This window comes from Lysobacter sp. Soil_N_51 (assembly GCF_057655755.1).
In genome coordinates, this window is record NZ_JBDGLR010000009.1 from 1 (window position 1) to 26,304 (window position 26,304).

Genomic DNA, 26,304 nt, shown 5'->3' on the forward strand with positions numbered 1-26,304 from the left:
CGGCCCAGGGCCGGCGTCGCGGTCGGGGCGCGATGGCCATTGCGGGCCAATTCGCGCGACACGCTGCTGGCCGAGCGCTCCAGCGCACGCGCGATCGCGCGGCTACTGTGGCCCTGCTTCGTCATGATCATGATCACACCGCGTTCTTCTTGGCTGAAGTGGCTGTACTGCGTTCCCATCGGATTGGACTCAAGGCGGGTGATGCACTTGAGGGTAGTCAGTGCAGTCGATGCCGGACTCATGTCGCGAAAAAACAAACGCCTCCCGAAGGAGGCGCTTGGTTCATGCGGAACGAATCGAATCCGGATCAGCCCGCGAACAGCAGACGATTGCCGGCGTGGCGCGTTGCTCGTATCGAGCTTGCGCGTCGCGCGTGCGCGACCTCAGCTGTTGCCGTCGAGCGGCGTCATCAGGCGCCGGCCCCGTCCGACCGATTGCATGCGCTCGTCGCCGAAGGCATCGACGCCCGCGGTCGCATCGCGGTCGGCCTCGATCCAGGGCGCGCGCTGGCGCGGACCGGGGATGTAGAGGTCCCATTGCCCGTAAGCCGGCGCCTTGTCGCGCTTGAGTGCGTACGCCACCGGCACCCGGACCAGCCAATGCGCCTCGTCGGCATACGGCCCCTGGGTCGGCGGCGCGAACCGCCACTGCTTGGCGGTGGTCAGCGTCGACTGCGCCAGCAACTCGCGGAACCGCTTCATCTGGGCTTCGCTGCCGACCGCGTGGAGGTTGACCTGTTCGGCGAAGGCATCCTCGACCCGGCCGTCGCGGCCGATCCGCGCCACCACGTAGACCAGGCCCGACACATTCGAACGCGCGGCCAATTCCGGATAAGTCGGCGGCCGCATCTCCGCCTGGCTGGGCAGGTGCGAAGGCTCGTCGCGGCCGAAGTGGGCGCTGCCCAAGCGCAGTTCGTAGGCCTCATCGGCCTGCTCGTACAGCCGGCGCGCGACCACGCGCAGGTTCATCGGCGTGTCGGTCGCGACCGCGGCATCCGTGGTCGCGAGCGGCTCGAACCGCCATTGCGGGACGTTCTGCCGGATCAGGTCGGCGACGGCTTTGGGGATCTCGTTTTCGCGATCGATCCGCACGCCGTCGACCCGGCCGTCGGCCGCGATGCGGACCTGGCCGGTCACCACCATGCTCATCTCGGCCTGCTTGCGCACCGCGCCCGGGCCCTTGCCGGCCGCGAACGCCGGCGGCGCGAACACCATCGCCATCACCAGCCACATCGCAATCCAATTCCACATCCTGTGATGAATCATTTTTCTGTCCCTTGATTGAGCCGTAGCCACGTGCGCACCATCAGCGCCTGGGCGCCGCGATTTCCTCGCCGGCGATTGAAATCCGCCGACCCGGCAACCATAGCAAAGCACCGGCGTCATCCGCCCTCGTTACGATGCGTTGCATCCACAGCGTCCGTTTCGCCACCTCAGCCTCGGCGCAGCGCGCCATAATCCCCTCAGGAGGTGCCCATGCACGGTGGCGGTCTAGAACTCGCATTGTTGTTTCTGCTCGCCGCGGTCATCGCGGTGCCGGTGTTCCGCAAGTTCGGGCTCGGCGCGGTGCTGGGTTATCTGGCCGCGGGCGTGGTGCTCGGCCCATACGGGGTGAAAGTCATCAGCGACGCCGAACCGGTGCTCGCGGCCTCGGAAATCGGCGTGGTCATGATGCTGTTCGTGATCGGCCTGGAGCTGTCGCCGGCGCGATTGCGGGTGATGCGCAAGCCGGTGTTCGGCGCCGGCGGCCTGCAGGTGCTGCTCAGCGGCCTGGCCCTGGGCGCGCTGGCGATGTTCGGCGGCCACCTGGGCTGGAAGGCGGCGACCGTGGTCGGCCTGGGCCTGGCCCTGTCCTCGACCGCGGTGTGCCTGCAATTGCTGTCCGAACGCAAAGGGCTGGCGGCCGATTACGGCCGGCTCGCGTTCGCGATCCTGCTGTTCCAGGATCTCGCGGCGATCCCGCTGCTGGCGGCGATTCCGCTGCTCGGCAAGGCCGCGGCGGTCGAGGGCCTGAACTGGATCGCGGTGGCCAAGGCGGTCGGCGCGATCGCGGCGGTGGTGTTCGGCGGCCGGGTGCTGCTGCGCCAGGTGTTCCGGATCGTCGCGCGTACCCAGATGCCCGAGGTGTTCACCGGCGCGGCGCTGCTGACCGTGCTGGGTTCGGCGTGGATCCTGCAGACCGCCGGGCTGTCGGCCGGCCTGGGCGCGTTCCTGGCCGGCGTGCTGCTGGCCGATTCGGAATTCCGCCACGAACTGGAATCGCAGATCGAGCCGTTCAAGGGCCTGCTGCTGGGCCTGTTCTTCATGGCCGTGGGCATGAGCATCGACCTGCAGCGCGTGCTCAACGAACCGCTGCTGATCGGTTCGATCGTGGCCGCGTTGCTGACGGTGAAATTTCTGCTGCTGTTCGGCGTGGGCATCAGCGCCGGCGGCCTGGACAAGCGCGGCGCGTTTCAGTTGGCGACGGTGATGTCGCTGGGCGGCGAGTTCGCCTTCATCGTGTTCAACGAAGCGGTCAAGGCCAACCTGCTCGACGATCCGACCCGCGACCGCCTGATCGCCGCGGTCGGCGTGTCGATGGCGCTGACCCCGCTGCTGGTGATCGGCGCCCAACGCATGCTCGACGCCGCGCCCGCGGCCAAGCCCAAGCGGCCGTTCGACGAGATTCCCGATCATCACCCGCAGGTGCTGATCGCCGGCATGGGCCGGTTCGGCCAGATCATCGCGCGCCTGCTGGTCGCGCACCGCACCCCGTTCATCGCGATCGAGAACAGCGCCGAGCAGGTCGATTTCATGCGCCGCTTCGGCAATGCGATCTATTACGGCGACCCGGCCCGGCCCGAGTTGCTGCGTTCGGCCGGCGCGGCCCAGGTCAAGATCTTCGTGATCGCGATCGACGACCGCGACAGCGGCATCCGCACGGTGCGCACGATCCGGCGCCTGTACCCGAAGGCCAAGGTGTTCGCCCGCGCGCGCGATCGCCGGCACGCCTGGGACTTGATGGACCTGGGCGCCGAGCCGATGCGCGAGACCTTCCATTCCAGCCTGAAACTGGGCGAGGACGTGCTGATCGAGCTGGGCGTGGAGGCCGAGACCGCGCGCGACCATGTCGAGCGGTTCCGCGAACTCGACGAACGCATGCTCGAGGCGCAGTACCTGGTCCACGACGACGAAGACGCGCTGATCCAGACCGCGCGCGATGCGCGCAAGGAGCTGGAGGAGTTGTTCAACGCCGATCGCGGCGAGGGCATGTTGGCCGACATGGTCGACAAGCGGGCGACGCCGGCGCCGGAGAATGCGACGCGGCATTGAGGGACGGGTGGCGTGGGGTTTGGCGTGTTGGCGGATCGATGCGTTGAGCTGCTGCGAATTGCGCCGGCCGGTCAGTTGCCGCGGTCGCGGCTCGCGCCGCTCCTACAGTCGCTTCGGTCAATCACGCAGCCCCTGTAGGAGCGGCGCGAGCCGCGACCGCGAAACTTCAAACGCCTGCGCAGGCCTCGACAGCCGCCGCGAACTCAGCCGCGGCGCGGCGCCTTAATTCCCCGGCCCGCGCAAGAACCGCGCCATCGACACCCCGTTGCCGGCATTGCCCGACGGCGTACTCGGCGCGAACTCGGCGGCGATATCGACGAAACCACGCATCACCGCGATCTCGCGCGGGGTGCGGTTGAGCGCGTCGCGCAGATCCGGGTTGGCGCCGTTGCGCAGCAGGCGCTGCACCACGCGCAACAGGCCATGCAGCGCGGCCAAGTGCAGCGGGCCGAAACCGCGCGGGTCCTGCACGTCGAGCGAGGCTTCGTGGTCGAGCAGCAGTTCCAGGCCGGCGATCAGCACGTCCTCGTCGGCCGCGGTGCCCGGTTCGGCGCGCGCGCCGAGCAACAGCAGCAACGGTGTCGCGCCGGCGGCGGATTGGTCGGCGTCGACGCCGGCCAGCAGCAAGGTGTCGAACAAGGCGACCAGGCGGCTGCGCTCGCGCGCGGTGAAGCCGAACATCGCCGCGCAATGCAGGGCCATGCGCCCCTGCGCGTCGCGCGCCTGCACGTCGGCGCCGGCGGCGAGCAGGCGCGCGGCCAGGTCGGTGAGGCCGAGCGCGCACGCAACCATCAGCACGGTCAGGTCGCCGGGCAGGCGCTGCTCCAGCGAAGCGCCGGCCGACACCAGCCGGTCGACGATTTCGCCGTGACGCATGCTGACCGCCGCCGACAGCGGGGTCGCGCCGGAATTGGCCGCGCGCTGCGGGTCGGCGCCGCGCGCGAGCAGCAGGTCGACCACCGCGCGATGACCGCCACCGGCGGCGCGCAGCAGCGCGGTGCAGCCCTGGCTGTCGGGCGAATCGACCGACAGGCCCAGATCGAGCAAGCGCCGCACCGCGTCTGCATCGCCGACGATCGCCGCGGCCGGCACGTCGGCGGCCTGCAGCGGACGCCGCGGCAACGCCCAGCCGCGCCAATCCAGCCAGTCGGCCAGATCGCGCCGGCCCGAGGCCAGAGCGACGCCGAGCGGGGTCTGACCGTCGGCGGCGAGCAGATTCGGGTCGGCGCCGTGCGCGACCAGCCGCTTGAGCATGCCGTCGCGGCCGAGCGCGGCGGCCAGGTGCAACGCGCTCATGCCGTGGCTGTCGCGGGTATTGAGGTCGACGCCGGCGGCGAGCAGGCGATCGAGCAGGCGCGACCAGCCCAGCCGGACCGCGATCGCCAGCGGCGGATCGCCGGCCGGGGTGCGCGAAAACGCATCGGCGCCGCGTTCGAGCAGGTCCAGGGCGAATTGTTCCAGCCCACGCGCGGCCTGATCGCCGGCCGAGCAGGTCGCCAGGAACCGGCCCAGGCCGCCGCGACCGGCCGGCGACACGCCGTGGCGCAGCAGCGCCTGCAGCGCCGGCAACGAGGCCGGGGCCTGACCGAGCAGCGCGAACAGCACGGTATCGCCGTGGCCGTCGTAGACATTGGCGTCGGCGCCCTGGCCAAGCAGCCAGTCGATGCGTTCGGCGGTCGGCACGTGGCCGTCTTCTTCGAACAACTGCGCGCCCAGTTCGGCCGGGCTCAGCAGCTTGGCCAGCCCGGTCAGTTCCGAGGCACGGCCGTCGCGCAGGCCGTCGCGCAGCAGCGCGGCCGGCATGCGATCGACGATCACCCGTTCGCCGTCGGGCGCATCGCTGTCGCCCTCGCCGCTGACCGCGGTCGGCAGCGGATACGCCCGATCGAGCGCGGCGACCAGCGACCAGCGACCGGCCTCGGCGGCGCGATCGACCGCGCGCTTGCCGGTGCGGTCGCGCAGTTCCGGGTCGATGCCCAGGTCGAGCAGGCGCATCACCAGCGGCGGCGAGGCGGTTTCGGCCTGGCAGGCCAGGATCAGCGCGCTGGCGCCGTCGGCGTCGAGCGCCTTGGCCTCGGCGACGCCGCCCTGCGGCAGATGTTCGAGCAAGCGTTCCAGCACCGCGGCGCGGCCGCCGCGCGCGGCCTCGAGCAGCGGCGTGCGCTGCAGGCGGTCGATCGCGTTGGCGTCGGCGCCCGCCGCCAGCAGGGCGGTGACGATATCGAGATGGCCGGCGAACGAAGCCGCATGCAACGCACTGCGACGCTGACCGTCGCGCGCGTCGATCCGCGCCTTGTGCTTGAGCAACAGCAACGCCCCGGCCGGATCGTCCTCCTCGCCGCCGGCCGCGGCCAGCAACGCCGGCACGCCGTCGGCCTGTTCGGTCTTGGCGCCGCGCTCGAGCAGGAACTTGGTCAGGCGCCAGTTGCCGCTGGCGCAGGCCACGCCGAGCGGCGACAGGCCGTCGTGGTTGAGCGGGTCCAGATCGGCCTGGGCGTCGCGCAGCAGCGCGGCCACCCCCGGGTCGGAGCTGCGCGCGGCATGGTGCAGCGGCGTATTGCCGTCTAGGTCGGCCAGGCGCGGGTCGGCGCCGTTGGCGAGCAGAGTCATGACCGCGTCGGGGCGGCCGTGCCAGCTGTCGCGGGTCGCGGCCAGCAGCGGGGTCATGCCGGCGGTGGCGGCGTTGAGATCGACGCCTCGGGCGATCAACTCGCGCAGCAGGCGCAGGTCCGGCAGCACCGCGGCCAGTACCGGCAGGCTGCGGCGGTCGCGTTCGTCGCCGATCGGCGCGGCGTCGATATCGGCGCCCAGCTCGATCAGTTCCAGCGCGCGCTCGACCTTGCCGGTGCGCGCGGCGGCGTACAGCGCCGGCTCCAGCGGGTCGTCGTCGCCGAGCAATTCATCGGCGTTGTGGACGGTGTCGAGATCGGGGTCGAACTCCACGCCCGGCAGCGCCTGCGCCGGGGCGATTTTCTGCAGCACTACGTGCAAGGCCGGCGAAGCCAGCGCGAACACGGCCGCGAGCGACCAGCGTCCGCCGTCGCTCAGCAATCCGGGCCAGGCCAGCACCAGCACCAGCCCGGACAGGCCGGCGACGATCGCCGCCACACCCAGGCCGCGCCAAGCGCCGACGTCGAGATCGGCCAGCCGCGCCCATTGCGGCGCCAGCGCCGCGCCGTCGCGCTCGGCCGCCTGCCACAGCGGCCACAGCCGCCACAGGCCGAGCAGGATCAGGCCGGCGACCACGCTCAAGCCGATCACCGCCAGCAACGAACCGCTTTGCAGCAGCGCGCTCAGCGGCCAGACGACCAGCGCCGCGGTGGCCGCGGTCGCGCCGCCCCACAGCGCGGCCAATGCGCCCAGTTCGGATTTCCAGTCGATCGTCGCGTCGCGGCGCAGCCACAACCGCGCGGCCAGGGCGAACGCGGGTTGCGCCAGGGCGCCGCCGATCAGCGCGATCGCCGCGCCACCGAGACTGCCGCCGAAACCGGTCGCCAGCGCCAGCACCAGACCGGCGGCCAGGGCCAGGCCCAGGTTGCGGGCACCGCCGCGCGCAATGGGAGCGTCAGGCATCGGGCGTCGGCGCCTCGGCGAAATACGGCGCGTCCACCGACGGCGGCAACTGGATATGAAAGCCGTTGGCGAGCAGGTTCTGCCGCACCTGGGCGGCGTCGGCGCGGGCCAGTTTGCGCTCCGGCGTCAGCTCCAGATCCAGCACGAACTGCAGCGAACCCAACTGCGCGCGCAGCGAGTCGGGCAGGCGCGCGAAGTCGTCGCGCGCGCTCAGAAAAACGTAGGTGTCTGCCTTGCGGAGACTTTTGTATACGTAGGCTTGCATGGGGCGGGCGATACAGCCGGGGGAGACTGTTTTTCTGCGTCGCAGATGTGATGCACAGCATACCTGCCCACTCGCGCTACGCGAACTTTCATGTTCAGCGCAAGGCCCGGACGGGGGTGGTAAGGCCCGCCGGCCTGTGGGGCGATCGGGGGACGCCGGTCCGCCGAAGGATTCGCCGGCACGGTCGCCGGATCGAATCGCTGACCTCCCGCCCCCGCGGTCGCCCGCCCGCGCCGGTCAGTGGTAGCCCACGTCGGCCGCGATTTTTCCGCTGAACACCCGGTACGACCAGTAGGTGTACCCCAGGATCGCCGGCAGCAGCACCACCAGCCCGACCAGCACGAACCCCTGCGAGGACGGCGGCGAGGCCGCGTCCCAGATCGTCAGCCCAGGCACGATGTTGGGCCAGATGCCCAGCACCAGCCCGGCGAAGCCGAGCACGAAGAACAGCAGCGCGTACACGAACGGATGCCCGTCGCGGCCGTCGCGCATCACCGAGCGCCACAGCGCCCAGGCGTTGGCGACGACCAGCAGCGGCACCGGGAACAGCCAGTAGAAATTCCCGCCTTCGAACCAGCGCGCCATGATCCGCGAGTCCAGGAACGGCAGCCACGCGCTGACCAACCCGATGAACACCGCGACCACCAACACCAGCGGCCGGGCCAGGGTCCGCGCGATCAACTGCATGCGCCCCTCGGTCTTGAGGATCAGCCAGGTCGACCCGAGCAAGGCGTAACCGAACACCACCGCCGCGCCGGTCAGCATCGAAAACGGACTGAACCAGTCGAAGATGCCGCCGACGTACTTGCCGCCCTGCAGCGGCATGCCTTCCATGATCGCGCCGAGAATCACGCCCTGAGCGAACGCGCACAACAGCGAGCCTAGCGAAAACGCCACGCCCCAGGCCGATTTCGCGCGTCTGGCCTTGAACCGGAACTCGAACGCCACGCCGCGGAACACCAGCGCGATCAGCATCAGCAGCACCGGCAGGTACAGCGCCGACAGCACCAGCGCATACGCCTTGGGAAACGCCGCGAGCAGGCCCGCGCCGCCGAGCACCAGCCAGGTTTCGTTGCCGTCCCAGATCGGCGCGGCGGTGTTCATCATGTGGTCGAGTTGCGCGTCGTCCTCGGCGAACGGCGCCAGGATGCCCAGGCCGAGCACGAAGCCGTCGAGCAGCACGTACATCAACACGCCGAAACCGATCACGCCGAACCAGATCACCGGCAGCCAGTATTCCATCGTCCTACTCCGTCTTGCTGGGCGAGGCCGCGATCGAGCGACCCTCGCGTGCGTTTGCGCCGGCGCGAATGCGCGCGCCGAGTGCGATCGTTACGAGTGCGCGTCGGGCAGGCCGGTTCATGCGCCGGTCTCGCTGGATTCGTCGGGCACCGACAGCGGCCGCGCCGGGGTCTTGTCGCCCAACCCGGCGCGCGGTGGCGGCTCGTGCGGATGCGGGCCCTTGCGGATCAATTTGACGATGTAACGAAAGCCCGCGCCGAACACGGTGAAATACACCAGCGCGAACACGATCAGCGAGGTCATCACGCTGGCCGCCGCGATCGGACTGACCGCATCGGCGGTGCGCAACAAGCCATAAATCACATACGGCTGGCGGCCGATCTCGACCACGTACCAACCGGCCAGGATCGCGACGAAACCGCTCATGGTCAGCACCCGCCAGCCCCACAGCACCGCGCGCGATTGGTACAGGCGCTTGCGCCACAGCAGCAACAGCGACACCAGCACCAAGGCCAGCATCGCCATGCCCAGGCCGACCATCACCCGGAACGCATAGAACACCGGCTTGACCGGCGGCCGCTCGCTGGCCGGGACCGACTTGAGCGGCTGGATATCGCCGTCGAGGGTGTGAGTGAGGATCACGCTGCCGAGCTTGGGAATCGCGACCTCATAATCGTTGCGCTCGGCCTTCTCGTTGGGCACCGCGAACAGGATCAGCGGCACGCCCTCGCCCGGCTCGCCCGACTCCCAATGCGCCTCCATCGCCGCGACTTTGATCGGCTGATGCTCACGCACGTTCAAACCGTGCAGATCGCCGACGAACACCTGCATCGGCACGGTGATCGCGGCGAAGATCACCGCGGCGCGCAGCATCCGCTTGCCCGCTTCGACATGCACCCCGCGCAGCAGGTACGACGCGCCGACGCCGCCGATCACGAAACAGGTGGTGATGAACGCGGCCAGCACCATGTGGGCAAGCCGGTACGGGAACGAAGGATTGAAGATGATCGCCCACCAGTCGGCGGGTTCGAACACGCCGTCGACGATCGTGTAACCGGTCGGCGTCTGCATCCAGCTGTTCGCCGAAATGATCCAGAACGTCGAGATCAACGTCCCCAGCGCGACCATGCAGGTCGCGAGGAAATGCATCTTTTCGTCGACCCGGCTCCAGCCGAACAGCATCACCCCAAGGAAAGTCGCTTCCAGGAAGAACGCGGTCAGCACCTCGTACGACAGCAGCGGGCCGAGGATGTTGCCGGCCTGTTCGCTCAGCACCGCCCAGTTGGTGCCGAACTGGAAACTCATCACGATGCCCGAGACCACGCCCATGCCGAACGAGACGGCGAAGACCTTGGTCCAGAAGAAATACAGATCGCGCCAGAGCGTGTCGCGGGTGCGCAGCCAGCGCCATTCGACGAAGGCCAGCCAGCTCGCCAGGCCGATGGTGAAGGCCGGGAACAGGATATGAAACGAAATCACGAAGCCGAACTGGATACGCGACAGCAACAGAGCGTCCACGTGCATTGCCTCCATGGCACGGAACATCGCGCCAGCGGGTTCATTTTGCGCCGCAACATGCACGCGCGGCGGCGGCTCGGTGGAATCACATAAACCGCAAAGGCGGTGAGCGTGATGTGGTGGGGCCTGTAGCGGCTGCGTTTGCGGCGCCGCATCCTCGCGCGGGCATGTTGGAACAAGCACTTGGACGGCGACCGCAGGCGTCACTGTCTCACGATCGCCTCGTGTTCGGTGGCTCGACGCGGCATGCGCGGTGCGACAAAACGCGGCAAGCCGACGAAACGTTTTAGCGCTCGCCCCAACCGCCCGTGTCGCTCACGTCCGCTCACCTTGAGACGTTTTGTCCAATGGCGTTCTCCCTTCTCCCTCCTGTGGAAGGAGTCATTGATGTCCCTTCTCCCGCAAGCGGGAGAAGGTGCCCGAAGGGCGGATGAGGGTGCGCTTTTCATCGCGCCCCACCCTCACCCCACCCCCTCTCCCGCAGGCGGTAGAGGGGCTTGCTGCAGATCGGCCACCCTCTCGGCGGCAAAGCGTTTTCTCGCAAAGCGTGAGAAAGCATGAGAAGGCCTTTGACCTCCCTTCTCCCGCAAGCGGGAGAAGGTGCCCGAAGGGCGGATGAGGGTCGCTTTTCATCGCGCCCCACCCTCACCCCAAGCCCCTCTCCCGCAGGCGGGAGAGGGGCTTGCTGCAGATCGGCCACCCTCTCGGCGGCAAAGCGTTTTCTCGCAAAGCATGAGAAAGCATGAGAAGGCCTTCGACCTCCCTTCTCCCGCAAGCGGGAGAAGGTGCCCGGAGGGCGGATGAGGGGGCGCTTTTCATCGCGCCCCACCCTCACCCCAACCCCTCTCCCGCGAGCGGGGCTTGATGCAACTCGCCGCAATCGTCCAGCCAGACCCCACCAAATCACCGATCCCGCAAAACCCACGCCTCCACGCCATCCACCGCACCGCCAACCACCACGCCCATGACCAACGGCCGGCCCGGCGCCCGCCCCCGGACTGCTAACCTGCGCCCACTTTTGTCCTAGAGCCCGCTCGATGCGCATCTCCTTTGCCACGCTCGCCGCGCTGCCCCTGGCGCTGTTGTCCACCGCTGCGTTCGCGCAGGCCACCGCGCCCCTGACCCTCGCTGACACCATGGCCAATCCCGACTGGATCGGACCGCCGGTGGAGCGCGCCTGGTGGGCCTGGGACGGCCAGCGCGTGCAGTACCAGATCAAACGCGACGACGGGATCATCCGCGACACCTGGCAGACCGGCGTCGCCGGCGGCACGCCGCAGCGCCTGGACGGCGCCGCGCGCAACGAACTCGACGCAGCCAATCCGGCGTTCGACGCGCAGCGCACGCGCATGGCGTTCGTGCGCAACGGCGACGTGTTCGTGCGCGACCTGCGCAGCGGCGCGTTGACCCAGGTCACCCGCAGCAACGACACCGAATCGCGCCCGCAATTCAGCCGCGACGGCAATCTGGTGTTCCGGGTCGATAACCAGTGGTACCAGTGGCGCGCCGGCCAGGGCCTGAGCCAGGCCGCGCAGGTCCGCGCCGAGAAAGACCCGGCGCAGGCGCCCAAGGCCGACGCGCTGCGCGATTACCAACTCGCCACCATCGACACCCTGCGCAACGACCGCGCCCAGCGCGACGCCGCGCGCGAACAGGACGAGGCCTGGCGTCGCGGCGACGGCAGCCGCGCGCCCAAGCCGGCCTACCTCGGCGACGAGGTCGAGATCATCGACAGCGCCCTGTCGCCCGACGCGCGCTGGCTGCTGGTGGTGACCCAGGAAAAGAAGGGCGACGCCGGCACCGGCGGCAAGATGCCCAAGTACGTGACCGAATCGGGTTACGAGGAATTCGAGGAAGTCCGCACCCGCGTCGGTCGCAACGACCCCTTGCCGCAGAAGCTGTGGTTGGTCGACGTGGCCAACGCCAAGGTCACCGAACTCGGCTTCGACGGCCTGCCGGGCATCAGCGACGATCCGCTCGCGGCGTTGCGCAAGGCCGCCAAGCAGGACCCGCTCAAGGGCGAACGCCCGGTGCGGATCGAATCCGACGGCGACGGCAGCGGCGTATCGATCCGCTGGAGCGACGACGGCCGCCACGCCGCGGTGCTGGTGCGCGCGATCGACAACAAGGACCGCTGGCTGACCTCGGTCGACCTGGCCAAGACCCGTCTGGAAACCCGCCATCGCCTGACCGACAAGGCCTGGATCAACTGGAATTTCAACGATTTCGGCTGGCTGCCCGGCAAAGGCGCCGGCGACCTGTGGCTATTGTCGGAACAAAGCGGCTACTCGCACCTGTACCTCAGCCAGGACGGCGGCGCGCCGCGCGCGCTGACCTCGGGCAAGTGGGAAGTGTCCGAACCCGAACTCGCCGCCGACGGCAAGACCTTCTTCTTCCTGTGCAACCGCAAGTGGCCGGGCGATTACGAAGTCTGCGCGGTCGACCGCAACGGCGGCGCGGTGCGCGAAGTCACCGCGCTCGACGGCGTGGAAAACTTCACCCTCTCGCCCGACGGCCGCAAGGTGCTGGCGCGTTATTCGGAAAGCTACCTGCCGCCGCAACTGGCGGTGGTCGATGCCGGCGGCGGCGACGCGGTCAAGCTCACCGACACGCGCAAGCCCGAGTTCAAGAACCGCGAGTGGATCCAGCCCGAGTACGTGCAGGTGCCGTCCAAGCACGGCGCCGGCACGGTCTGGGGCAAGTTCTACGGCCCGAAGAACTACGATCCGAACAAGAAGTACCCGATCGTGATGTTCGTGCATGGCGCCGGCTACCTGCAGAACGTCAGCACGCGCTACCCGAATTACTTCCGCGAGCAGATGTTCCACAACCTGCTGGTCGACAAGGGCTATGTGGTGCTCGACCTCGACTACCGCGCGTCCGAAGGCTACGGCCGCGACTGGCGCACCGCGATCTACCGGCAGATGGGCCATCCCGAACTCGAGGATTACCAGGACGGCCTGGACTGGCTGGTCGCCAACAAGCACGGCGACCGCGACCGCGCCGGCATCTACGGCGGCTCCTACGGCGGTTTCATGACCTTCATGGCGCTGTACCGCGCCCCGGGCCTGTTCAAGGCCGGCGCCGCGCTGCGCCCGGTCTCCGACTGGTCGCAGTACAACCACGAATACACCGCCAACATCCTCAACACGCCTGAGCTCGACCCGGAGGCTTACAAGAAGTCCTCGCCGATCGAGTATGCCGCCGGCCTCAAGGACAACCTGCTGATCGCCCACGGCATGATCGACGACAACGTGTTCTTCAAGGACTCGGTGATGATGACCCAGAAGCTGATCGAACTGCGCAAGGACAAGTGGGAAATCGCCCCGTATCCGCTAGAGCGCCACAGCTTCGTGCATGCCGACGCGTGGTACGACGAGTATCGGCGTATCTATGAGTTGTTTGAGCGGACGTTGAAGTAAGCGCATCGATGACGAAAGCCGCTCGCAACGCTTTCGTCATTCTCGCCGCCGGCCTGTGGTCGGCGGCCTGGAGCGCGTTGCCCCACGCGGTCTATCAGCAGCTCGAGGAACCGCTGCGTTCACAGATGCTGGAAACCGCGAGCATCGCGGGCATGGCCCTGGCCAAACGCATGGGCGTGACCGCGTTGTCAGGACTGGCCGTGCAGACCACGGCTGTATTCCTCGCCGCGGTCGTTGCTGCCTCGGCATGGCGAGCCGTATTGGGCTGGCTGGATCGCGGAACCGCCTCTGCGCCGGTCGTGCGCTGGGGATTGCGTTCCATCGCAATGCTGGGACTTTGGAGCGCAGGTCTGGGGGCCGGCATCGCACTGGTTTTTTTCTTGCCCCAAGGCCTCGAAATAATCGGTTGGCTGATTGCGGTTGGCAGTTTTTTAGCATTGCCGCTGCTTTGTTGGCGCAGCGAGATCGTGGCCGCTCCATCCCCACCGCGGTTCTGGGCACCGGCTTGGCCCGGGGCCTATCCCGTTGGATTTGCCGCCATCATGGCGATACTGTACTTCGCCTTATCCACCGGGTTCGCAATAGCGGGCGGTCTCATCGCATGGAGCGCGCCCGCATTGGCCTTGGTCGAATTTTGTATCGCAAGTGCGTTGCTCGCCTTCACAGCCGCGCCTTGGCTGCAGCGCGCGCACGGCGCGCAAACGTTGCGAGTCGCCATGCGTGCGTTACGTCCTGGCCCGTTACGCGCGGTCCTGGCCGTTCAATGGCGCATTCAAGGATTCTTTCTACTGGTGTTCGGACCGCCGATCCTGATCGTGATGGTGGATCTGATCTTTTTCATGCCGCAAGCCACCGCCTCTTTCGCCTTGGTCGATCGAGACGTTCCGAACTGGCTGAGTCGTTGGAGCGCATTCGAGGATGGGGTCCGACAGGCATGGTATCTGCCGACAACCGCGGTACTGGCCTGGATGTGCCTGATTTGCACCGCCCGGGCGCTGAAGCAAGCCGACTTAGATGTCCGGCATTAAACCGACCGAACGCTTTCTTTCTGAATCGAGCCGGCGGGCGTTTGATTTATAACAAAGCATTTTCTCTGATTACCTTGCCTGCTTTGTAGTTGAGTTTTCGCGGTCGCGGCTCGCCTCGCTCCTACAAGGAGGCCATGCGGGTTTCGCTTGAAGCCGCGCAGTTCACCCAGCGCTGCGGGACCACGGACTCGCTGCGCTGGGTGAACTGCGCGACCTCAGTCCCAAGCAAAGTCACTGGATGCTCCGCCGTGCCGAAATGGAGCGCGGCCCGCGCTCGCAAGAACGATGGACTGGGGATTTCGCGTACACACACACCGACTCCCGATTCCTCCAGAGGCGCAATCGCGCCATCCGAAAGCCCCTGCCAAGCAATACGCACCCCCGCTAGAATGCGCCCATGAGCGACTTCGACCGCGTACGCGAATATCTATCCGGCCTGCAGGACCGCCTGTGCGCCGCCATCGAACACGCCGACGGCGAAGCCCGCTTCGCCGAAGACCTCTGGCAACGCCCCGAAGGCGGCGGCGGGCGTACCCGCGTCCTGCGCGGCGGCAAGGTGTTCGAACAGGCCGGTATCGGCTTCTCCGACGTGTCGGGCACCAAACTGCCGCCGTCGGCGACCGCCGCGCGGCCGGAACTGGCCGGCGCCTCGTGGCGCGCGGTCGGCGTGTCGCTCGTGTTCCATCCGAACAATCCCTACCTGCCCACCACCCACGCCAACGTGCGCCACTTCCGCGCGATGCGCGACGGCGAGACGGTGGCGTGGTGGTTCGGCGGCGGCTTCGATCTGACCCCGTTCTATCCCTTCGACGAAGACGTGCGCCACTGGCACCGCACCGCGCGGAGCTTGTGCGAGCCGTTCGGCGGCGAGGAGCGCTACCAGGCGCACAAGCGCTGGTGCGACGAGTATTTCTTCCTCAAGCACCGCAACGAAACCCGCGGCGTCGGCGGCCTGTTCTTCGACGACCTGCACGGCGATTTCGAACGCGACTTCGCCTATCAGCGCGCGGTCGGCGACGGCTTTCTCGACGCCTATCTGCCGCTGGTCGAACGGCGCCGCGACACGCCTTATGGCGAGCGCGAGCGGCAATTCCAGCTGTACCGGCGCGGCCGCTACGTCGAATTCAATCTGGTGTTCGATCGCGGCACCTTGTTCGGCCTGCAATCGGGCGGCCGCACCGAATCGATCCTGATGAGCCTGCCGCCGCTGGTGCGCTGGGAATACGGCTTCAGCCCCGAGGCCGACAGCGACGAAGCCAAGCTGGCGCAGTATCTGGTCCCGCGCGATTGGCTGGGCGAAGCCGAAAGCCGACCACCCGCCGCATAGTCTCGTATCCCCCTGTAGGAGCTGCGTAAGCTGCGACCGCGACATCAGGCTTACAACGTCACTGTGATGTCGCGGTCGCAGCTTACGCAGCTCCTACAGCGCGCTATCGCAGCGACGTTCGGGCCTGGTTACTTCGCCTTGGTCAAGATCGTGATATGCCCATTGGTCTCCAGCATCGCCAGACCGATGTGGTCGATCTCGTCGCAATCGTTCTCGCGCATCGCCTTTTCGAAATCGGCGCGGCTGACCAGTTCGCGGCGCAGCACGTCGCGGAACACATGGCCGTCGCGCGCCAGCACCACCGGCTCGCCCTCCAGCACGCGCTCGGCGCGCGCGCTGCGCGCGGCGACATAGCCGACCGTCCAGTTCAGCACGATCAAGGTCGCCGCCAGGATCAAGCCGCCGGTGACCGAATTGTCGGAGCCCAGCAGAGCGTTCTGCACCGCGTTGCCGAGCAGCACCACCAGCAGCATGTCGAACGAGGTGAACTGGCCCATCGAGCGTTTGCCCGAGACCCTGATCATGCCCAGCAGCACGAAGTAGACGATGCAGGCGCGCACCAGGTACTCCCACCACGGCATCGACAGATGAAAGGCGTCGGACATCGGGCGGGCTCCAGCGGCGGGTAATGGATCCGATTGTGGCGCGTGCGCGCGTGCAACGCGCGTTACGGCCGATGCGTTCGTCCCAGCGCACGCCAGCGCGATCGCCTGCGACGAAGACCGCCCCTGCGGCGGACACGGTCACGCTTGCGCGCATCCGCCGAGTCGAGATCAACTCGCATTTGCAACATCCGCGCCGCGCCCGCAGAATGCGCACGCTTCGCCCGCCCCAGCGCTCTGCGCAACGACAGCCAGCGGAAGCCTTCCCCTTATCGCACCCGCCCCCGACCGGCCTGCCACGGCCCGGCCGCGCGGCGCTGCGCCTGACCCGAAGGATCGCCCGCTCATGTCCGTCACCGTCTCCCGTCCGCTCCGCCCGGCCGCCCTCGCCTGCGCCCTGCTCGCCTGCGCGCCGTTCGCCGGCGCCGTCCACGCCGCCGAGGCCGCCGACAGCGGCGACACCGCGCGCACTCTGGATTCGATCACCGTCGTCGCCGAACGCGAACCGGGCAACTTCGATCTCGACCGCGGCGAGATCGAACTGACCCAGGCCTCGGACCTGAGCGATCTGTTGTCGAACGAATCGGGCGTCGCCGTCGGCGGCGGCTCGCCGGTGGCGCAGAAGGTCTACGTGCGCGGCTTCGAAGACACCATGCTCAACGTCACCATCGACGGCGCGCAGGAACCGGCCGAGCTGTATCACCACCAGACCCGGGTGCAGATCGAACCCGAATTCATCAAGTCGATCGAACTCGACGCCGGCGCGGGTGCGGCTACCCAGGGCGCCGGCGCGCTGACCGGCGCGATGCGCGTGCGCACCCGCGACGCGTTCGACCTGCTGCGCCCGGGCCAGGACGCCGGCTTCCTGATCAAGGGCGCGGCCGGCGGCAACAGCAGCAAGGGCGTGCTCGCCGGGTACGGACGCCTGTCCGATCATCTCGGCGTGCTGGCGACCTACGTCTACCAGGACGGCGGCGATTACGACGACGGCCACGGCGACCGGGTCAAGCCGACCGCGTTCGAACACGAGCGCGCCCAGTTCAAGCTCAGCGGCGTGTTCGACGCGCACAGCTTCGACCTGTCGGCCGAGCACCTCGACGACACCGGCACGTACTACGAACGGCCGCACATGACCAACTTCACCGGCCGCTACATCCTGTCCGATCACCAGATGCGCCGCGACACCGTGTCCTACGAACACCGTTTCGATCCCGAAGGCGACGCGGTCGACGCGCGCTTCACCGCCTACCGCACCCGCAGCAGCTACGAGAACCGCCGCAACACCACCGGCATCCTGTACAGCTGGGGCGAGCAGACCAGCACCGGCATGGACCTGCGCAACACCTCGACCTGGGACGCGCTGTCGCTGACCTACGGCATCGATTACCGCGGCGACCGCCTGCACGCGCGCCAGCAGGCCACGCCGCCGCCGTTCTGGGGTCGCACCGAGCAGACCGCGCGGGTGTTCGGCGCGTACGCGCAGGGCCGCTGGACGCCGTCGCCGCAGTGGACGCTGTCGGCCGGCCTGCGATACGACGACTATCGCCACGAGGGCAAGTCAGGCGTCAGCGCCGGCGCGCGTAACAGCGAGGCCAAGGCCAGCCCCAACGCCTCGATCGAGTGGACCCCGATCGAGCCGCTGACCTTCCGCCTGGCCTATTCCGAAGCCTTCCGCGGCGTCACCATCCGCGAAGCCTTCTTCAGCGCGCTGTACACCCACCGCGGCGACCTGGACGGCGAGCAGGCCGACAACATCGAATTCGGCGTGTCCTGGGAGAAGGACGGCTACTTCGCCCGCGCCACCGCGTATCGCCAGCGCATCGAGAACTACATTTCCGCGGTCTACGACGGCGGCGCGGCCTGGGGCTATTGGGAAAACATCGGCACCGCCAAGGTCGAGGGCTACGAGGCCGAGATCGGCAAGCGCTGGCAGCGCATGGGCGTCAGCGTCGGGGTGTGGAATTCCGACAACACCTTCAACGACCGCCCGCTCAACGACGCCGACCTCGGCCTGGGCACCAGCATCGGCCGCACCTGGACCGCGCGCTTCGACTGGCAGCCCGCCTCGCAGCAGGCCACCTACGCGGTGCGCGCGCGCCTGGTCGAGGACGAGCGCAACTCGATCGCGCCGACCGCGCCGGACAAGCCCGGCTACGCGGTGGTGGACCTGATGGCCAACTGGAACCTGCTCGGCGACGACCGGCTCAAGCTGGGCGCGGCGGTCAACAACCTGTTCGACCGGTTCTACTACGACCACGGCACCTACGGTTATCAGGCCGGCTCGGGCCGGTATATCGGCTTCCCGTCGCCTGGGCGCGAGTTGTCGCTGTCGTTGACGTATCGGTTCTAAGTAATTCTAAATTTTGCGTAGACGATGGCGCCCGCGTATGCCGGGCGTCTGGTTTGTTTATCTCGTTGGGCTGGCTTAATGCCTATTAGTGGCTAGCCAACGAACCGAAGCGACGGATTACCCGCAGCGACATCCCTACCTGACGTCATTCCCGCGAACGCGGGAATCCAGCGACTTTCGCGAAAGCGCACGAAGTCTTACGCAAGCGTTCGCACTCACAGAGCAAAGTCACTGGATTCCCGCGTTCGCGGGAATGACGGCTGGAAAGATTGCGGGGGTGCCCGTCATTACGACGCTCAAGCATCCAGCGCTATGCGCAGCCCGCTATACGCACTTCTCTGCGACGCTTATGCACGCGTGCGCCAGAACCAACACGGTGCTCAACTGAGCACCCAAACAAAAAGCCGCCCTGCACAGCAAGGCGGCTTTCGACGACACAAATAAAAAGCCCCGCAGGCAGGGGGGGCCGGCGGGGCTGGTGGAGCGTGCCCTGGGGAGGGGGCGTTCGCTCCGGGGGATCACTCCAGGGGAGGGAGAGATCGGCGACAGACGTTGCATCTGTCGCGACCTATATGACCACCTGGCACATGGATAGTTCGTGAAGATCAGAGTTAATAAATTGTTGGATTCAGGACCGATTCATTCTACCAAACCCAGCAAAATCAACGCTTTCACGATATTTAATGCGCTTCGTCCCAGTTAATACCGATACCGGTGTCAACAACCAGAGGAACGCGAAGTGTGGCCGCGGCCGCCATCCGCTGTGTGGCCTGGGCGATCAAAGTATCCGCGAATGCGCTCTCGACCTCGAACACCAGTTCGTCGTGCACCTGCAGGATCATCTTGGCACTGTCGGCGTGCTGTGACAGCCAGCCGTCGATGTCGATCATCGCGCGCTTGATGATGTCGGCCGCGGTGCCCTGCATCGGTGCGTTGATCGCGGCGCGTTCGGCGCCCGCGCGCAGGCCCTGGTTCGACGCCTTGATGTTCTCCAGATACAGGCGACGGCCGAACACGGTTTCGACATAGCCCTTGTCGCGCGCGTCCTGACGCGTGCGCTCCATGAAATCGCGCACACCCGGATAACGGCTGAAATACAGGGCGATGTAGTCCTGCGCTTCGCCGCGACCGATGCCGAGCTGACGCGCCAGACCGAACGCGCTCATGCCGTACATCAGACCGAAGTTGATCGCCTTGGCCGCGCGCCGTTCGTTCGAGCTGACCTCTTCCAGCGATTTCTTGCCGAACACTTCGGCCGCGGTCGCGCGATGCACGTCGGCGCCGGATTCGAACGCGCGCACCAGGCCCGGGTCCTCCGACAGGTGGGCCATGATCCGCAGTTCGATCTGCGAGTAATCGCAGGCGACCAGACGCCGGCCTTCGGGCGCGACGAAAGCGCGGCGGATGCGTCGGCCGTCGTCGGTGCGGATCGGAATGTTCTGCAGGTTCGGATCGCTCGACGCCAGGCGTCCGGTCGCCGCGCCGGCCTGGTGATAACTGGTGTGGACGCGGCCGGTGTGCGGATTGACCATCCCCGACAGTTTGTCGGTGTAGGTGCTGCGCAGTTTCGCCAAGCCGCGGTATTCCAAAATCACCCGCGGCAGTTCGTGCTGATCGGCGATCGCTTCGAGCGCTTCTTCGTTGGTGCTCGGCTGCCCGGTCGGGGTCTTCACCAGCACCGGCAGCTTGAGTTCGTCGAACAGCAAGGCCTGCAACTGCTTGGGCGAATCCAGGTTGAAGGTGCGCCCGGCCAGTTCGGTCGCCTTGATCTGCGCGGCGAGCATGCGCTTGCCCAGGTCCTGCGATTGCCGGCGCAGTTCGTCGCCGTCGATCATCACCCCGTTGGCCTCGATGCGTTCGAGCACCGGCACCAGCGGCATTTCGATCTCGCGGTAGACCTTTTCCAGCTCCGGTTCCGCGGCCAGACGCGCGCCGAGCACGCGGTGCAGGCGCAAGGTCACGTCGGCGTCCTCGGCGGCGTATCGGGTCGCATCGTCGAGGGCGACCTGCGAGAACAGGATCTGCTTGGCGCCCTTGCCGGCGACATCGGCGTACTTGATCGTGTCGTAACCCAGGTAACGCTTGGCCAGCGAGTCCATGTCGTGACGGCTGCCGGTGGCGTTGTAGACGAAGCTCTCCAGCATGGTGTCGTCGGCGTAACCGAGCACGTCCACGCCATGCCGGCGCAGGACGTGCAGATCGTACTTGCCGTGCTGGCCGAGCTTGCGCCGCGCCGGATCGGCGAACACCGGCCGCAACGCATCGAGCACGGCCTGGCGATCGAGCTGCGCCGGCACCCCGGGATAATCGTGGGCCAGCGGGATATACACCGCGCGGCCCGGCTCGGTCGCGAAACTCAGCCCGACCAGATTCGCCATCATCGGATCGAGCGAATCGGTTTCGCTGTCGAAGGCGAATTCCTCGCTCGACCGCAGCGCCGCGACCAGCGCGTCGAGCTGCGGCTGGGTCACGATCGCCTCGTACTCGCCCTTGGCCGACAGCGCCGCGTCCGGCGTTTCGCCGGCCGCATTGGAACGCGCATGGCCGGCGGCGGTCGCGCGCAGGCCGGCGCGGTCGGCGGCGATCTCGTTGGCGGTCGTGTTGGCACTGCCTTCGATATCGCGCAGCGCCTGCTTGAAGCCGTAGCGCGCGTACAGCGTACGCAGCGCCTCGGTGTCGCGTTCGCGCAGGGCGAGCTGCTGCGGGCCGCGGTCGAGCTCTACGTCGGTCTTGATCGTGGTCAGCTGGCGATTGAGCGGCAAGCGGCCGAGCACCGCCCGCAGGTTCTCGCCGATCTTGCCCTTGATCTGATCGGCGTGTTCGATCACGCCCTCCAGGGTGTCGTATTCGGCCAGCCACTTGGCCGCGGTCTTCGGCCCGCACTTCTCCACGCCGGGCACGTTGTCGACGCTGTCGCCCATCAGCGACAGAAAGTCGACGATCTGATTCGGACGCACGCCGAACTTGGCGATCACCGCTTCGTCGGAATCCATGCGGCTGCCGCTCATGGTGTTGACCAGCACCACGCCGGGCCGCACCAGTTGGGCAAAGTCCTTGTCGCCGGTGGAAATGGTGACGTCGATCGCATCGCCGGCCGCGCGCAGCGCGAGGGTGCCGATCACGTCGTCGGCCTCGACCCCGTCGATGCGCAGGATCGGAATGCCCAGGGCCTCGACGATCTCGCACATCGGCAGCACCTGGGCGCGCAGGTCGTCGGGCATCGGCGGGCGATTGGCCTTGTACTGCGGGTCCAGGTCGTCGCGGAAGGTCTTGCCGGGCGCGTCGACCACGAAGGCCACATAGTCGGGGCGTTCGGCCAGGGTCGAGCGCAGCATGTTGACCACGCCAAACAGCGCGCCGGTGGGCTCGCCGGCGTCGTTGGTCAACGGCGGCAGCGCATGGAAGGCGCGGTAGAGGTAGCTGGAACCATCGATCAGGACGAGTCTTTTCATGCCCGCGATTCTACGCTGCCCGGTCGCCGGGTCTGCGAATGCCGGCCGGCCGTGGCCGATGAATGCGGCACGATGCGCGACGCGACCGGACCGCCAAACCGATGCACACGCTTAACGCAGTCGCGGCGTATGCTGACGGCCTGATACACGGAGAATCGCCATGCGCGCCCCACTCGCATCGCCGCACGCCCGCCTGCGCCGCCTCGCCCCCGTCCTGACCGCCCTCGCGGCCGTCGCCCTGATGGCCGGCTGCGCCAGCATGGGCGGCGCGACCGACGACCCCACCGCCGCGCTCAAGGGCGCCGAGGTCTACACCCGCAGCGTCGAGAACGGCGACACCGTCGAGGAGTACCGGGTCGGCGGCCAGCTGCGCGCGGTCAAGGTCACCCCGTCGCGCGGCCCGGTCTATTACCTGGTCGACAACGACGGCGACGGCCGCCTCGACAGCAGCAAGGGCGAGGGCACGGTGTCGCCGGTGTATTACAAACTCTTCAGTTGGTGATGCGCGGCGAGCCGCGGTCGACGCGCTGTAGTCAGCTACCGTAGCCGTTTCATGCCGCGCCGGCGGTACGCCAGTGCGCCGCTCGTTTTCTGCACGGATCTCTCCGATCCGATCTCTCCGATCCCACTTCTCTTACGCAATGACAACCGCCGAAATCCGCACCATCGTCGGCGACACCGAACTGCGCGCGGTCTGGCCGGTGGTGTCGCAACTGCGCCCCGAATTCGACGAGGCGCGCTTCCTCGCCCAGATGCACCGCCAGATCGCCGAGGGCTGCCGCGCGACGGTGGCCTACGACGCCCAGGGCGTGCCGCGTGCGTTCGCGTGCTGGCGGGTGATGGAGATGCTGGCGGTCGGGCTGCATGTGTACGTCGACGACCTGATCACCGACGAAGCCGTGCGCGGCCAGGGCTACGGCAAGGCGATGCTGGACTGGCTCAAGGCCGAGGCCAAGCGACTGGGCTGCGCGCGGCTGCAACTCGACTCCGGCACGCACCGGCAGGACGCGCATGCGTTTTATCTGCGCGAGCGGTTGCGGATCGAGGCGTTTCATTTTGGGGTGAGGCTGGATTAGTGGCGTGGGTCGCGGGCGGTCGGATGGCTTGCTGACGATGCTTGAATCGACGAAGCCACGATCTGTTGCCCACTTTGTAGAGGGGGCGGGCCCCCGGCGTACCTTGTGAACCGAAAGAGACTGGAGCGCGAGGGATTTGCTTTTCGCGTCGCCGACGGTTGAATCGGCAGGACTTGCGGGGAAAAGCAAATCCCCCCTAGCCCCCCTTTTTCAAAGGGGGAACGGTAACGCGGCGAGCCAGAAGAATCGAAGCGCTTACTCGGTGCGCGCCGCTGCACCCATGTCGCTTGACTGCAAAGTCGCCCCAGCCGCCGGCTTCTCCACCCTCGGCCGATTGCGATACCGCTCGAACCACCCCAGCGTATTGAGCACCTGCGCCAAGGTTTCGCTAGGCCGCGCGCCGATGCCGTGCGAGGCACCGGGGATGCGGATCATCGCGCTGTCGACGCGGTGCAGCTTGAGCGCGGTGTAGTACTGCTCGGTCTCCGAGATCGGCGTGCGGTAGTCGCTTTCGCCGGTGATCAGCATGGTCGGGGTGGTGACGTTGCCGACATAGGCCAGCGGCGAGCGCTTCCAGTAGTTTTCCTGCGCCTGCCACGGCGGACCGGGAAACCAGTGCTGGGTGATGTAGGACGGGCCGTCGGAAGTCAGCGCGAAACTGGTCCAGTTGATCACCGGCTTGGCCACCACCGCGGCGCGGAAACGATCGGTGTGACCGACGATCCACGCGGTCAGCACACCGCCGCCGGAACCGCCGGTGACATACAGTTGCTGCGGATCGACATAACCCTTGGCGATGGTCGCATCGACCGCGCTGATCAGATCGTCGTAGTCGTGGCTCGGATAGTTCTGATGGATGTGATCGGCGAAGGCCTGGCCGTAACTGGTGCTGCCGCGCGGATTAACGTACAGCACCACATAGCCGGCGGCGGCGTACAACTGGGTTTCCACGGCGAAACGCGGGCCGTAGTTCGCATACGGCCCGCCATGGATTTCCAGCAGCAGCGGATAACGCTTGCCGGCTTCGAACTGCGGCGGCTTGACGATCCAGCCCTGCACCGACAAGCCATCGGCCGAGGACTTGGTCCACAAGGTTTCGACTTCGCCCAGGCGCTTGCGCGCGAGCGAGTCGGCATTGAGGTCGGTCAATACCCGCGACTTGCCGCCGCGCGCGACCACCGCCACGTCGGCCATGCGCGAGACGCTGCCATGGGTATAGGCGACACGACCGCCGCCAACTGAAAAACTGCCGCCCGGATAAGGCCGGCCGACCTCGGTGCCACCGATATCGTCGCTGACCGATTCGACCGCGCCGCCGCTCGCCGCGATCCAGCCCAGATGGCTCACGCCTTCGCGGTCGTAACCGAAATACAGCCCGCGCCCGTTGCTGTCCCAACGTGGGTTCTCGATCTCGTAATCGAAACGCTCGGTCAACGCGCGCGAGGCGCCGCTGTCGAGATCGAGCACGTACAGATGCGCGACCTGATAACCGAGCTTGCTATCGTCGTAACCCAGGTAGGCCAGCTGACGCCCGTCCGGCGACAAGGTCGGCGATACGTCCGGGCCGCGCCGGTCGGTCAGCGCCACGGTCGCGCCGCTGGCGACGTCGACGCGGTAAATGTCCTGGTCGATCGGGTGGTACTCGGCCTCGGGGCCGCGATTGGACACCACATACAGCGAGCGCCCGTCGCGGCTCCACACCGGGGTCGATTCGACATCGAAATCGCCCTGGGTGACCTGGCGCGGCGTGCCGCCGTCGGCCGGCATCACGAACACGTGCTCGTAGCCGGGCTTGAGGTAACCGGCGCCGTCGGCGCGGTAATTCATCCGGTCGATCAGCTTGACCGCGTCGGCCCACTGCGCGCCCTCGGGCTTGTCCGGCAGCTTCGCCAGCGGCGTGGTGTCGGCGGCGACGTGCTGGGTGAACGCGATCCAGCGCCCGTCCGGCGACCACGCCAGGTTCGACGGACCTTCGCTCAGACGGCTGATCGGCGACTGCTGGCCGCTGTCCATCCAGCGCACCCAGATCTGCGCCGAACCGTCGCGGTCCGACACCCAGGCGATGCGGTCGCCGCTCGGCGACCACACCGCGGCGCCGTCGCCGTACGCGCCGCTGGTCAGCGGCCGCTGCTGGCCGCTGTCTGCATCGATCAGCCACAGATTGCTGCGCCGACGGTCCTTCATGATGTCGAAGAACTTGCGTTGATAGACGATGCGGCGGCCGTCGGGCGAGATCGATGGCGCGTCGGCCCATTCCAGATCGAATAGGTCCTTGGGTTGCAGGTTGCGCGGGTCACTGTGCAGATCGGCGGCTTGCGCTGGACAGAGAGACAACGGCAGCACGCACAAGGCGAGCGCGGCGACGAAGACGAAACGTGCGGACATCGGTGGGTCCCGTTCGGCAGGCATGAGCCCGCAGCCTAGGCCGATCGCGACCGCAGCTCCCAGTGTCGTTGGTCGTGGCCGGACGCACCTGCGGACCGGCGGCACACGCGCGCGACGCGATGGGCTGCTAGGGTGGGCCGAGTCCACAGGGGGACGGCATAAGGAGGATGTCGATGGCTCATGCTCGTGCAGTGCATCGTGTCGCCCGCGGCTGGCTGGCCGCCGGCCTGGCCCTGCTGCTCGCCGGCTGCGGCGAACCCGCCGCCAACGTGTCGGCGCCCAAGCCCTACGACCGGCTCGGCGTCCACGTGCAACTTCCGGGCAACTGGAAAGTCAGCGACGACCAGCGCGTCGCCGGCTCGCATTACCTGACCGTGGAAAGCCCCGGCTCGGCGATCTTCATCGCGATCGTGCAGGCCGACCGCGGGTTGGAACTGGAAACCTTCGCCCGCGATTTTTCCGCCGAGGCCGACAAGCAGACGCCGTCGGTGCTGCGCCGCGAAACCCGTTTCGACCTGTCGCGCTTCGCCGAAGGCACGATCCGCGAGCACTACACCGTGAGCCTGGCCGGGGTGAAGGTTCCGCACCTGCGCGAGTACCGCAAGATCACCGGCGCGCACCGCAGCGCGTTCCTGATCACTCAGAGCGCGGATGAGGACTTGGCCCAGACTCAACCGGGCTTCGATTTATTGGTTAAGTCGTTCAAGCTCACCGATCGGTGAAGCAGGAACGAGTGCAGAGGAGTGAGGAACG

General features: G+C 67.4%; 17 protein-coding genes. 8 read left to right on the forward strand and 9 right to left on the reverse strand.

Features of this window, described 5'->3' with window-relative positions; all coding sequences use genetic code 11:
• Both AC3A4T_RS17755 and AC3A4T_RS17760 read right to left on the reverse strand, forming a co-directional pair.
• Positions 1–242, reverse strand: a 242-nt coding sequence (locus AC3A4T_RS17755) for a helix-turn-helix domain-containing protein (RefSeq protein WP_487676579.1), incomplete at its 3' end; no start/stop codon positions are given.
• A 141-nt stretch (positions 243–383) separates the two neighbouring features.
• Complete coding sequence (locus AC3A4T_RS17760; RefSeq protein ID WP_487676580.1) at positions 384–1,250, reverse strand: energy transducer TonB; 867 nt, start codon at positions 1,248–1,250, stop codon at positions 384–386.
• A gap of 225 nt (positions 1,251–1,475) precedes the next feature.
• On the opposite strand from AC3A4T_RS17760, the gene AC3A4T_RS17765 reads away from it, so the two are divergent.
• A complete protein-coding gene (locus AC3A4T_RS17765; RefSeq protein ID WP_487676581.1) occupies positions 1,476–3,311 on the forward strand; it encodes a monovalent cation:proton antiporter-2 (CPA2) family protein in 1,836 nt (611 codons plus the stop codon).
• A gap of 222 nt (positions 3,312–3,533) precedes the next feature.
• On the opposite strand, the gene AC3A4T_RS17770 is transcribed toward AC3A4T_RS17765, so the two are convergent.
• The 4 genes from AC3A4T_RS17770 to AC3A4T_RS17785 form a co-directional block, all read right to left on the reverse strand.
• The gene (locus AC3A4T_RS17770; RefSeq protein ID WP_487676582.1) at positions 3,534–6,884 is read right to left on the reverse strand and encodes an ankyrin repeat domain-containing protein; all 3,351 of its coding nucleotides are present in this window, start codon (positions 6,882–6,884) and stop codon (positions 3,534–3,536) included.
• Complete coding sequence (locus AC3A4T_RS17775) at positions 6,877–7,149, reverse strand: YcgL domain-containing protein (protein ID WP_487676583.1); 273 nt, start codon at positions 7,147–7,149, stop codon at positions 6,877–6,879. The genes AC3A4T_RS17770 and AC3A4T_RS17775 overlap by 8 nt, the downstream gene beginning before the upstream one ends.
• Before the next feature lie 237 nt (positions 7,150–7,386).
• Positions 7,387–8,391 carry a cytochrome d ubiquinol oxidase subunit II gene (gene cydB, locus AC3A4T_RS17780; protein WP_056110569.1) on the reverse strand — a complete coding sequence of 335 codons (1,005 nt, stop codon included), beginning with the start codon at positions 8,389–8,391 and terminating at the stop codon, positions 7,387–7,389.
• Positions 8,392–8,508: 117 nt separating this feature from the next.
• Entirely contained in the window at positions 8,509–9,909 is a 1,401-nt protein-coding gene (locus AC3A4T_RS17785; RefSeq protein ID WP_487676584.1) for a cytochrome ubiquinol oxidase subunit I, read from the reverse strand.
• Positions 9,910–10,946: 1,037 nt separating this feature from the next.
• Between AC3A4T_RS17785 and AC3A4T_RS17790 the strand changes: the two genes are divergently transcribed.
• The 3 genes from AC3A4T_RS17790 to hemF all read left to right on the forward strand — a co-directional run bounded on the left by AC3A4T_RS17790 (position 10,947) and on the right by hemF (position 15,686).
• Positions 10,947–13,331, forward strand: a complete 2,385-nt coding sequence (locus tag AC3A4T_RS17790) for a prolyl oligopeptidase family serine peptidase (RefSeq protein ID WP_487676585.1) — start codon at positions 10,947–10,949, stop codon at positions 13,329–13,331.
• A gap of 8 nt (positions 13,332–13,339) precedes the next feature.
• Positions 13,340–14,359, forward strand: a complete 1,020-nt coding sequence (locus AC3A4T_RS17795; RefSeq protein ID WP_487676586.1) for a hypothetical protein — start codon at positions 13,340–13,342, stop codon at positions 14,357–14,359.
• Between the two features lie 397 nt (positions 14,360–14,756).
• Entirely contained in the window at positions 14,757–15,686 is a 930-nt protein-coding gene (gene hemF / locus AC3A4T_RS17800) for an oxygen-dependent coproporphyrinogen oxidase (RefSeq protein ID WP_487676587.1), read from the forward strand.
• 128 nt (positions 15,687–15,814) lie between these two features.
• Here hemF and AC3A4T_RS17805 read toward each other — a convergent pair whose 3' ends face one another.
• Positions 15,815–16,291 (reverse strand): DUF421 domain-containing protein, encoded by a 477-nt coding sequence (locus tag AC3A4T_RS17805; protein WP_487676588.1) that lies wholly within the window; start codon positions 16,289–16,291, stop codon positions 15,815–15,817.
• A 343-nt stretch (positions 16,292–16,634) separates the two neighbouring features.
• Between AC3A4T_RS17805 and AC3A4T_RS17810 the strand changes: the two genes are divergently transcribed.
• Positions 16,635–18,638, forward strand: coding sequence for a TonB-dependent receptor domain-containing protein (locus AC3A4T_RS17810; protein WP_487676589.1), 2,004 nt, complete (start codon positions 16,635–16,637; stop codon positions 18,636–18,638).
• 680 nt (positions 18,639–19,318) lie between these two features.
• On the opposite strand, the gene polA is transcribed toward AC3A4T_RS17810, so the two are convergent.
• Positions 19,319–22,090 (reverse strand): DNA polymerase I, encoded by a 2,772-nt coding sequence (gene polA, locus AC3A4T_RS17815; RefSeq protein ID WP_487676590.1) that lies wholly within the window; start codon positions 22,088–22,090, stop codon positions 19,319–19,321.
• Positions 22,091–22,331: 241 nt separating this feature from the next.
• On the opposite strand from polA, the gene AC3A4T_RS17820 reads away from it, so the two are divergent.
• Complete coding sequence (locus AC3A4T_RS17820; RefSeq protein ID WP_056110750.1) at positions 22,332–22,592, forward strand: DUF2782 domain-containing protein; 261 nt, start codon at positions 22,332–22,334, stop codon at positions 22,590–22,592.
• Between the two features lie 139 nt (positions 22,593–22,731).
• On the forward strand, positions 22,732–23,166 hold the full coding sequence (locus tag AC3A4T_RS17825; RefSeq protein WP_487676591.1) for a GNAT family N-acetyltransferase: 435 nt from the start codon (positions 22,732–22,734) through the stop codon (positions 23,164–23,166).
• A 255-nt stretch (positions 23,167–23,421) separates the two neighbouring features.
• On the opposite strand, the gene AC3A4T_RS17830 is transcribed toward AC3A4T_RS17825, so the two are convergent.
• A complete protein-coding gene (locus AC3A4T_RS17830; RefSeq protein ID WP_487676592.1) occupies positions 23,422–25,551 on the reverse strand; it encodes a S9 family peptidase in 2,130 nt (709 codons plus the stop codon).
• A 173-nt stretch (positions 25,552–25,724) separates the two neighbouring features.
• Between AC3A4T_RS17830 and AC3A4T_RS17835 the strand changes: the two genes are divergently transcribed.
• Positions 25,725–26,273: a hypothetical protein gene (locus AC3A4T_RS17835; RefSeq protein ID WP_487676593.1), complete on the forward strand. Its 549-nt coding sequence runs from the start codon at positions 25,725–25,727 to the stop codon at positions 26,271–26,273.
• The last annotated feature ends 31 nt before the right edge of the window (positions 26,274–26,304 follow it).

Excerpts from the sequence above, each read along its gene's own strand:
- hemF (WP_487676587.1), top strand. The coding sequence starts at position 14,757 with ATGAGCGACTTCGACCGCGTACGCGAATATCTATCCGGCCTGCAGGAC.
- cydB (WP_056110569.1), bottom strand. The coding sequence starts at position 8,391 with ATGGAATACTGGCTGCCGGTGATCTGGTTCGGCGTGATCGGTTTCGGC.
- AC3A4T_RS17805 (WP_487676588.1), bottom strand. The coding sequence starts at position 16,291 with ATGTCCGACGCCTTTCATCTGTCGATGCCGTGGTGGGAGTACCTGGTG.
- AC3A4T_RS17810 (WP_487676589.1), top strand. The coding sequence starts at position 16,635 with ATGTCCGTCACCGTCTCCCGTCCGCTCCGCCCGGCCGCCCTCGCCTGC.
- AC3A4T_RS17825 (WP_487676591.1), top strand. The coding sequence starts at position 22,732 with ATGACAACCGCCGAAATCCGCACCATCGTCGGCGACACCGAACTGCGC.
- AC3A4T_RS17765 (WP_487676581.1), top strand. The coding sequence starts at position 1,476 with ATGCACGGTGGCGGTCTAGAACTCGCATTGTTGTTTCTGCTCGCCGCG.
- AC3A4T_RS17775 (WP_487676583.1), bottom strand. The coding sequence starts at position 7,149 with ATGCAAGCCTACGTATACAAAAGTCTCCGCAAGGCAGACACCTACGTT.
- AC3A4T_RS17830 (WP_487676592.1), bottom strand. The coding sequence starts at position 25,551 with ATGTCCGCACGTTTCGTCTTCGTCGCCGCGCTCGCCTTGTGCGTGCTG.
- AC3A4T_RS17835 (WP_487676593.1), top strand. The coding sequence starts at position 25,725 with ATGGCTCATGCTCGTGCAGTGCATCGTGTCGCCCGCGGCTGGCTGGCC.
- AC3A4T_RS17795 (WP_487676586.1), top strand. The coding sequence starts at position 13,340 with ATGACGAAAGCCGCTCGCAACGCTTTCGTCATTCTCGCCGCCGGCCTG.
- polA (WP_487676590.1), bottom strand. The coding sequence starts at position 22,090 with ATGAAAAGACTCGTCCTGATCGATGGTTCCAGCTACCTCTACCGCGCC.
- AC3A4T_RS17760 (WP_487676580.1), bottom strand. The coding sequence starts at position 1,250 with ATGTGGAATTGGATTGCGATGTGGCTGGTGATGGCGATGGTGTTCGCG.
- AC3A4T_RS17820 (WP_056110750.1), top strand. The coding sequence starts at position 22,332 with ATGGCCGGCTGCGCCAGCATGGGCGGCGCGACCGACGACCCCACCGCC.
- AC3A4T_RS17770 (WP_487676582.1), bottom strand. The coding sequence starts at position 6,884 with ATGCCTGACGCTCCCATTGCGCGCGGCGGTGCCCGCAACCTGGGCCTG.
- AC3A4T_RS17790 (WP_487676585.1), top strand. The coding sequence starts at position 10,947 with ATGCGCATCTCCTTTGCCACGCTCGCCGCGCTGCCCCTGGCGCTGTTG.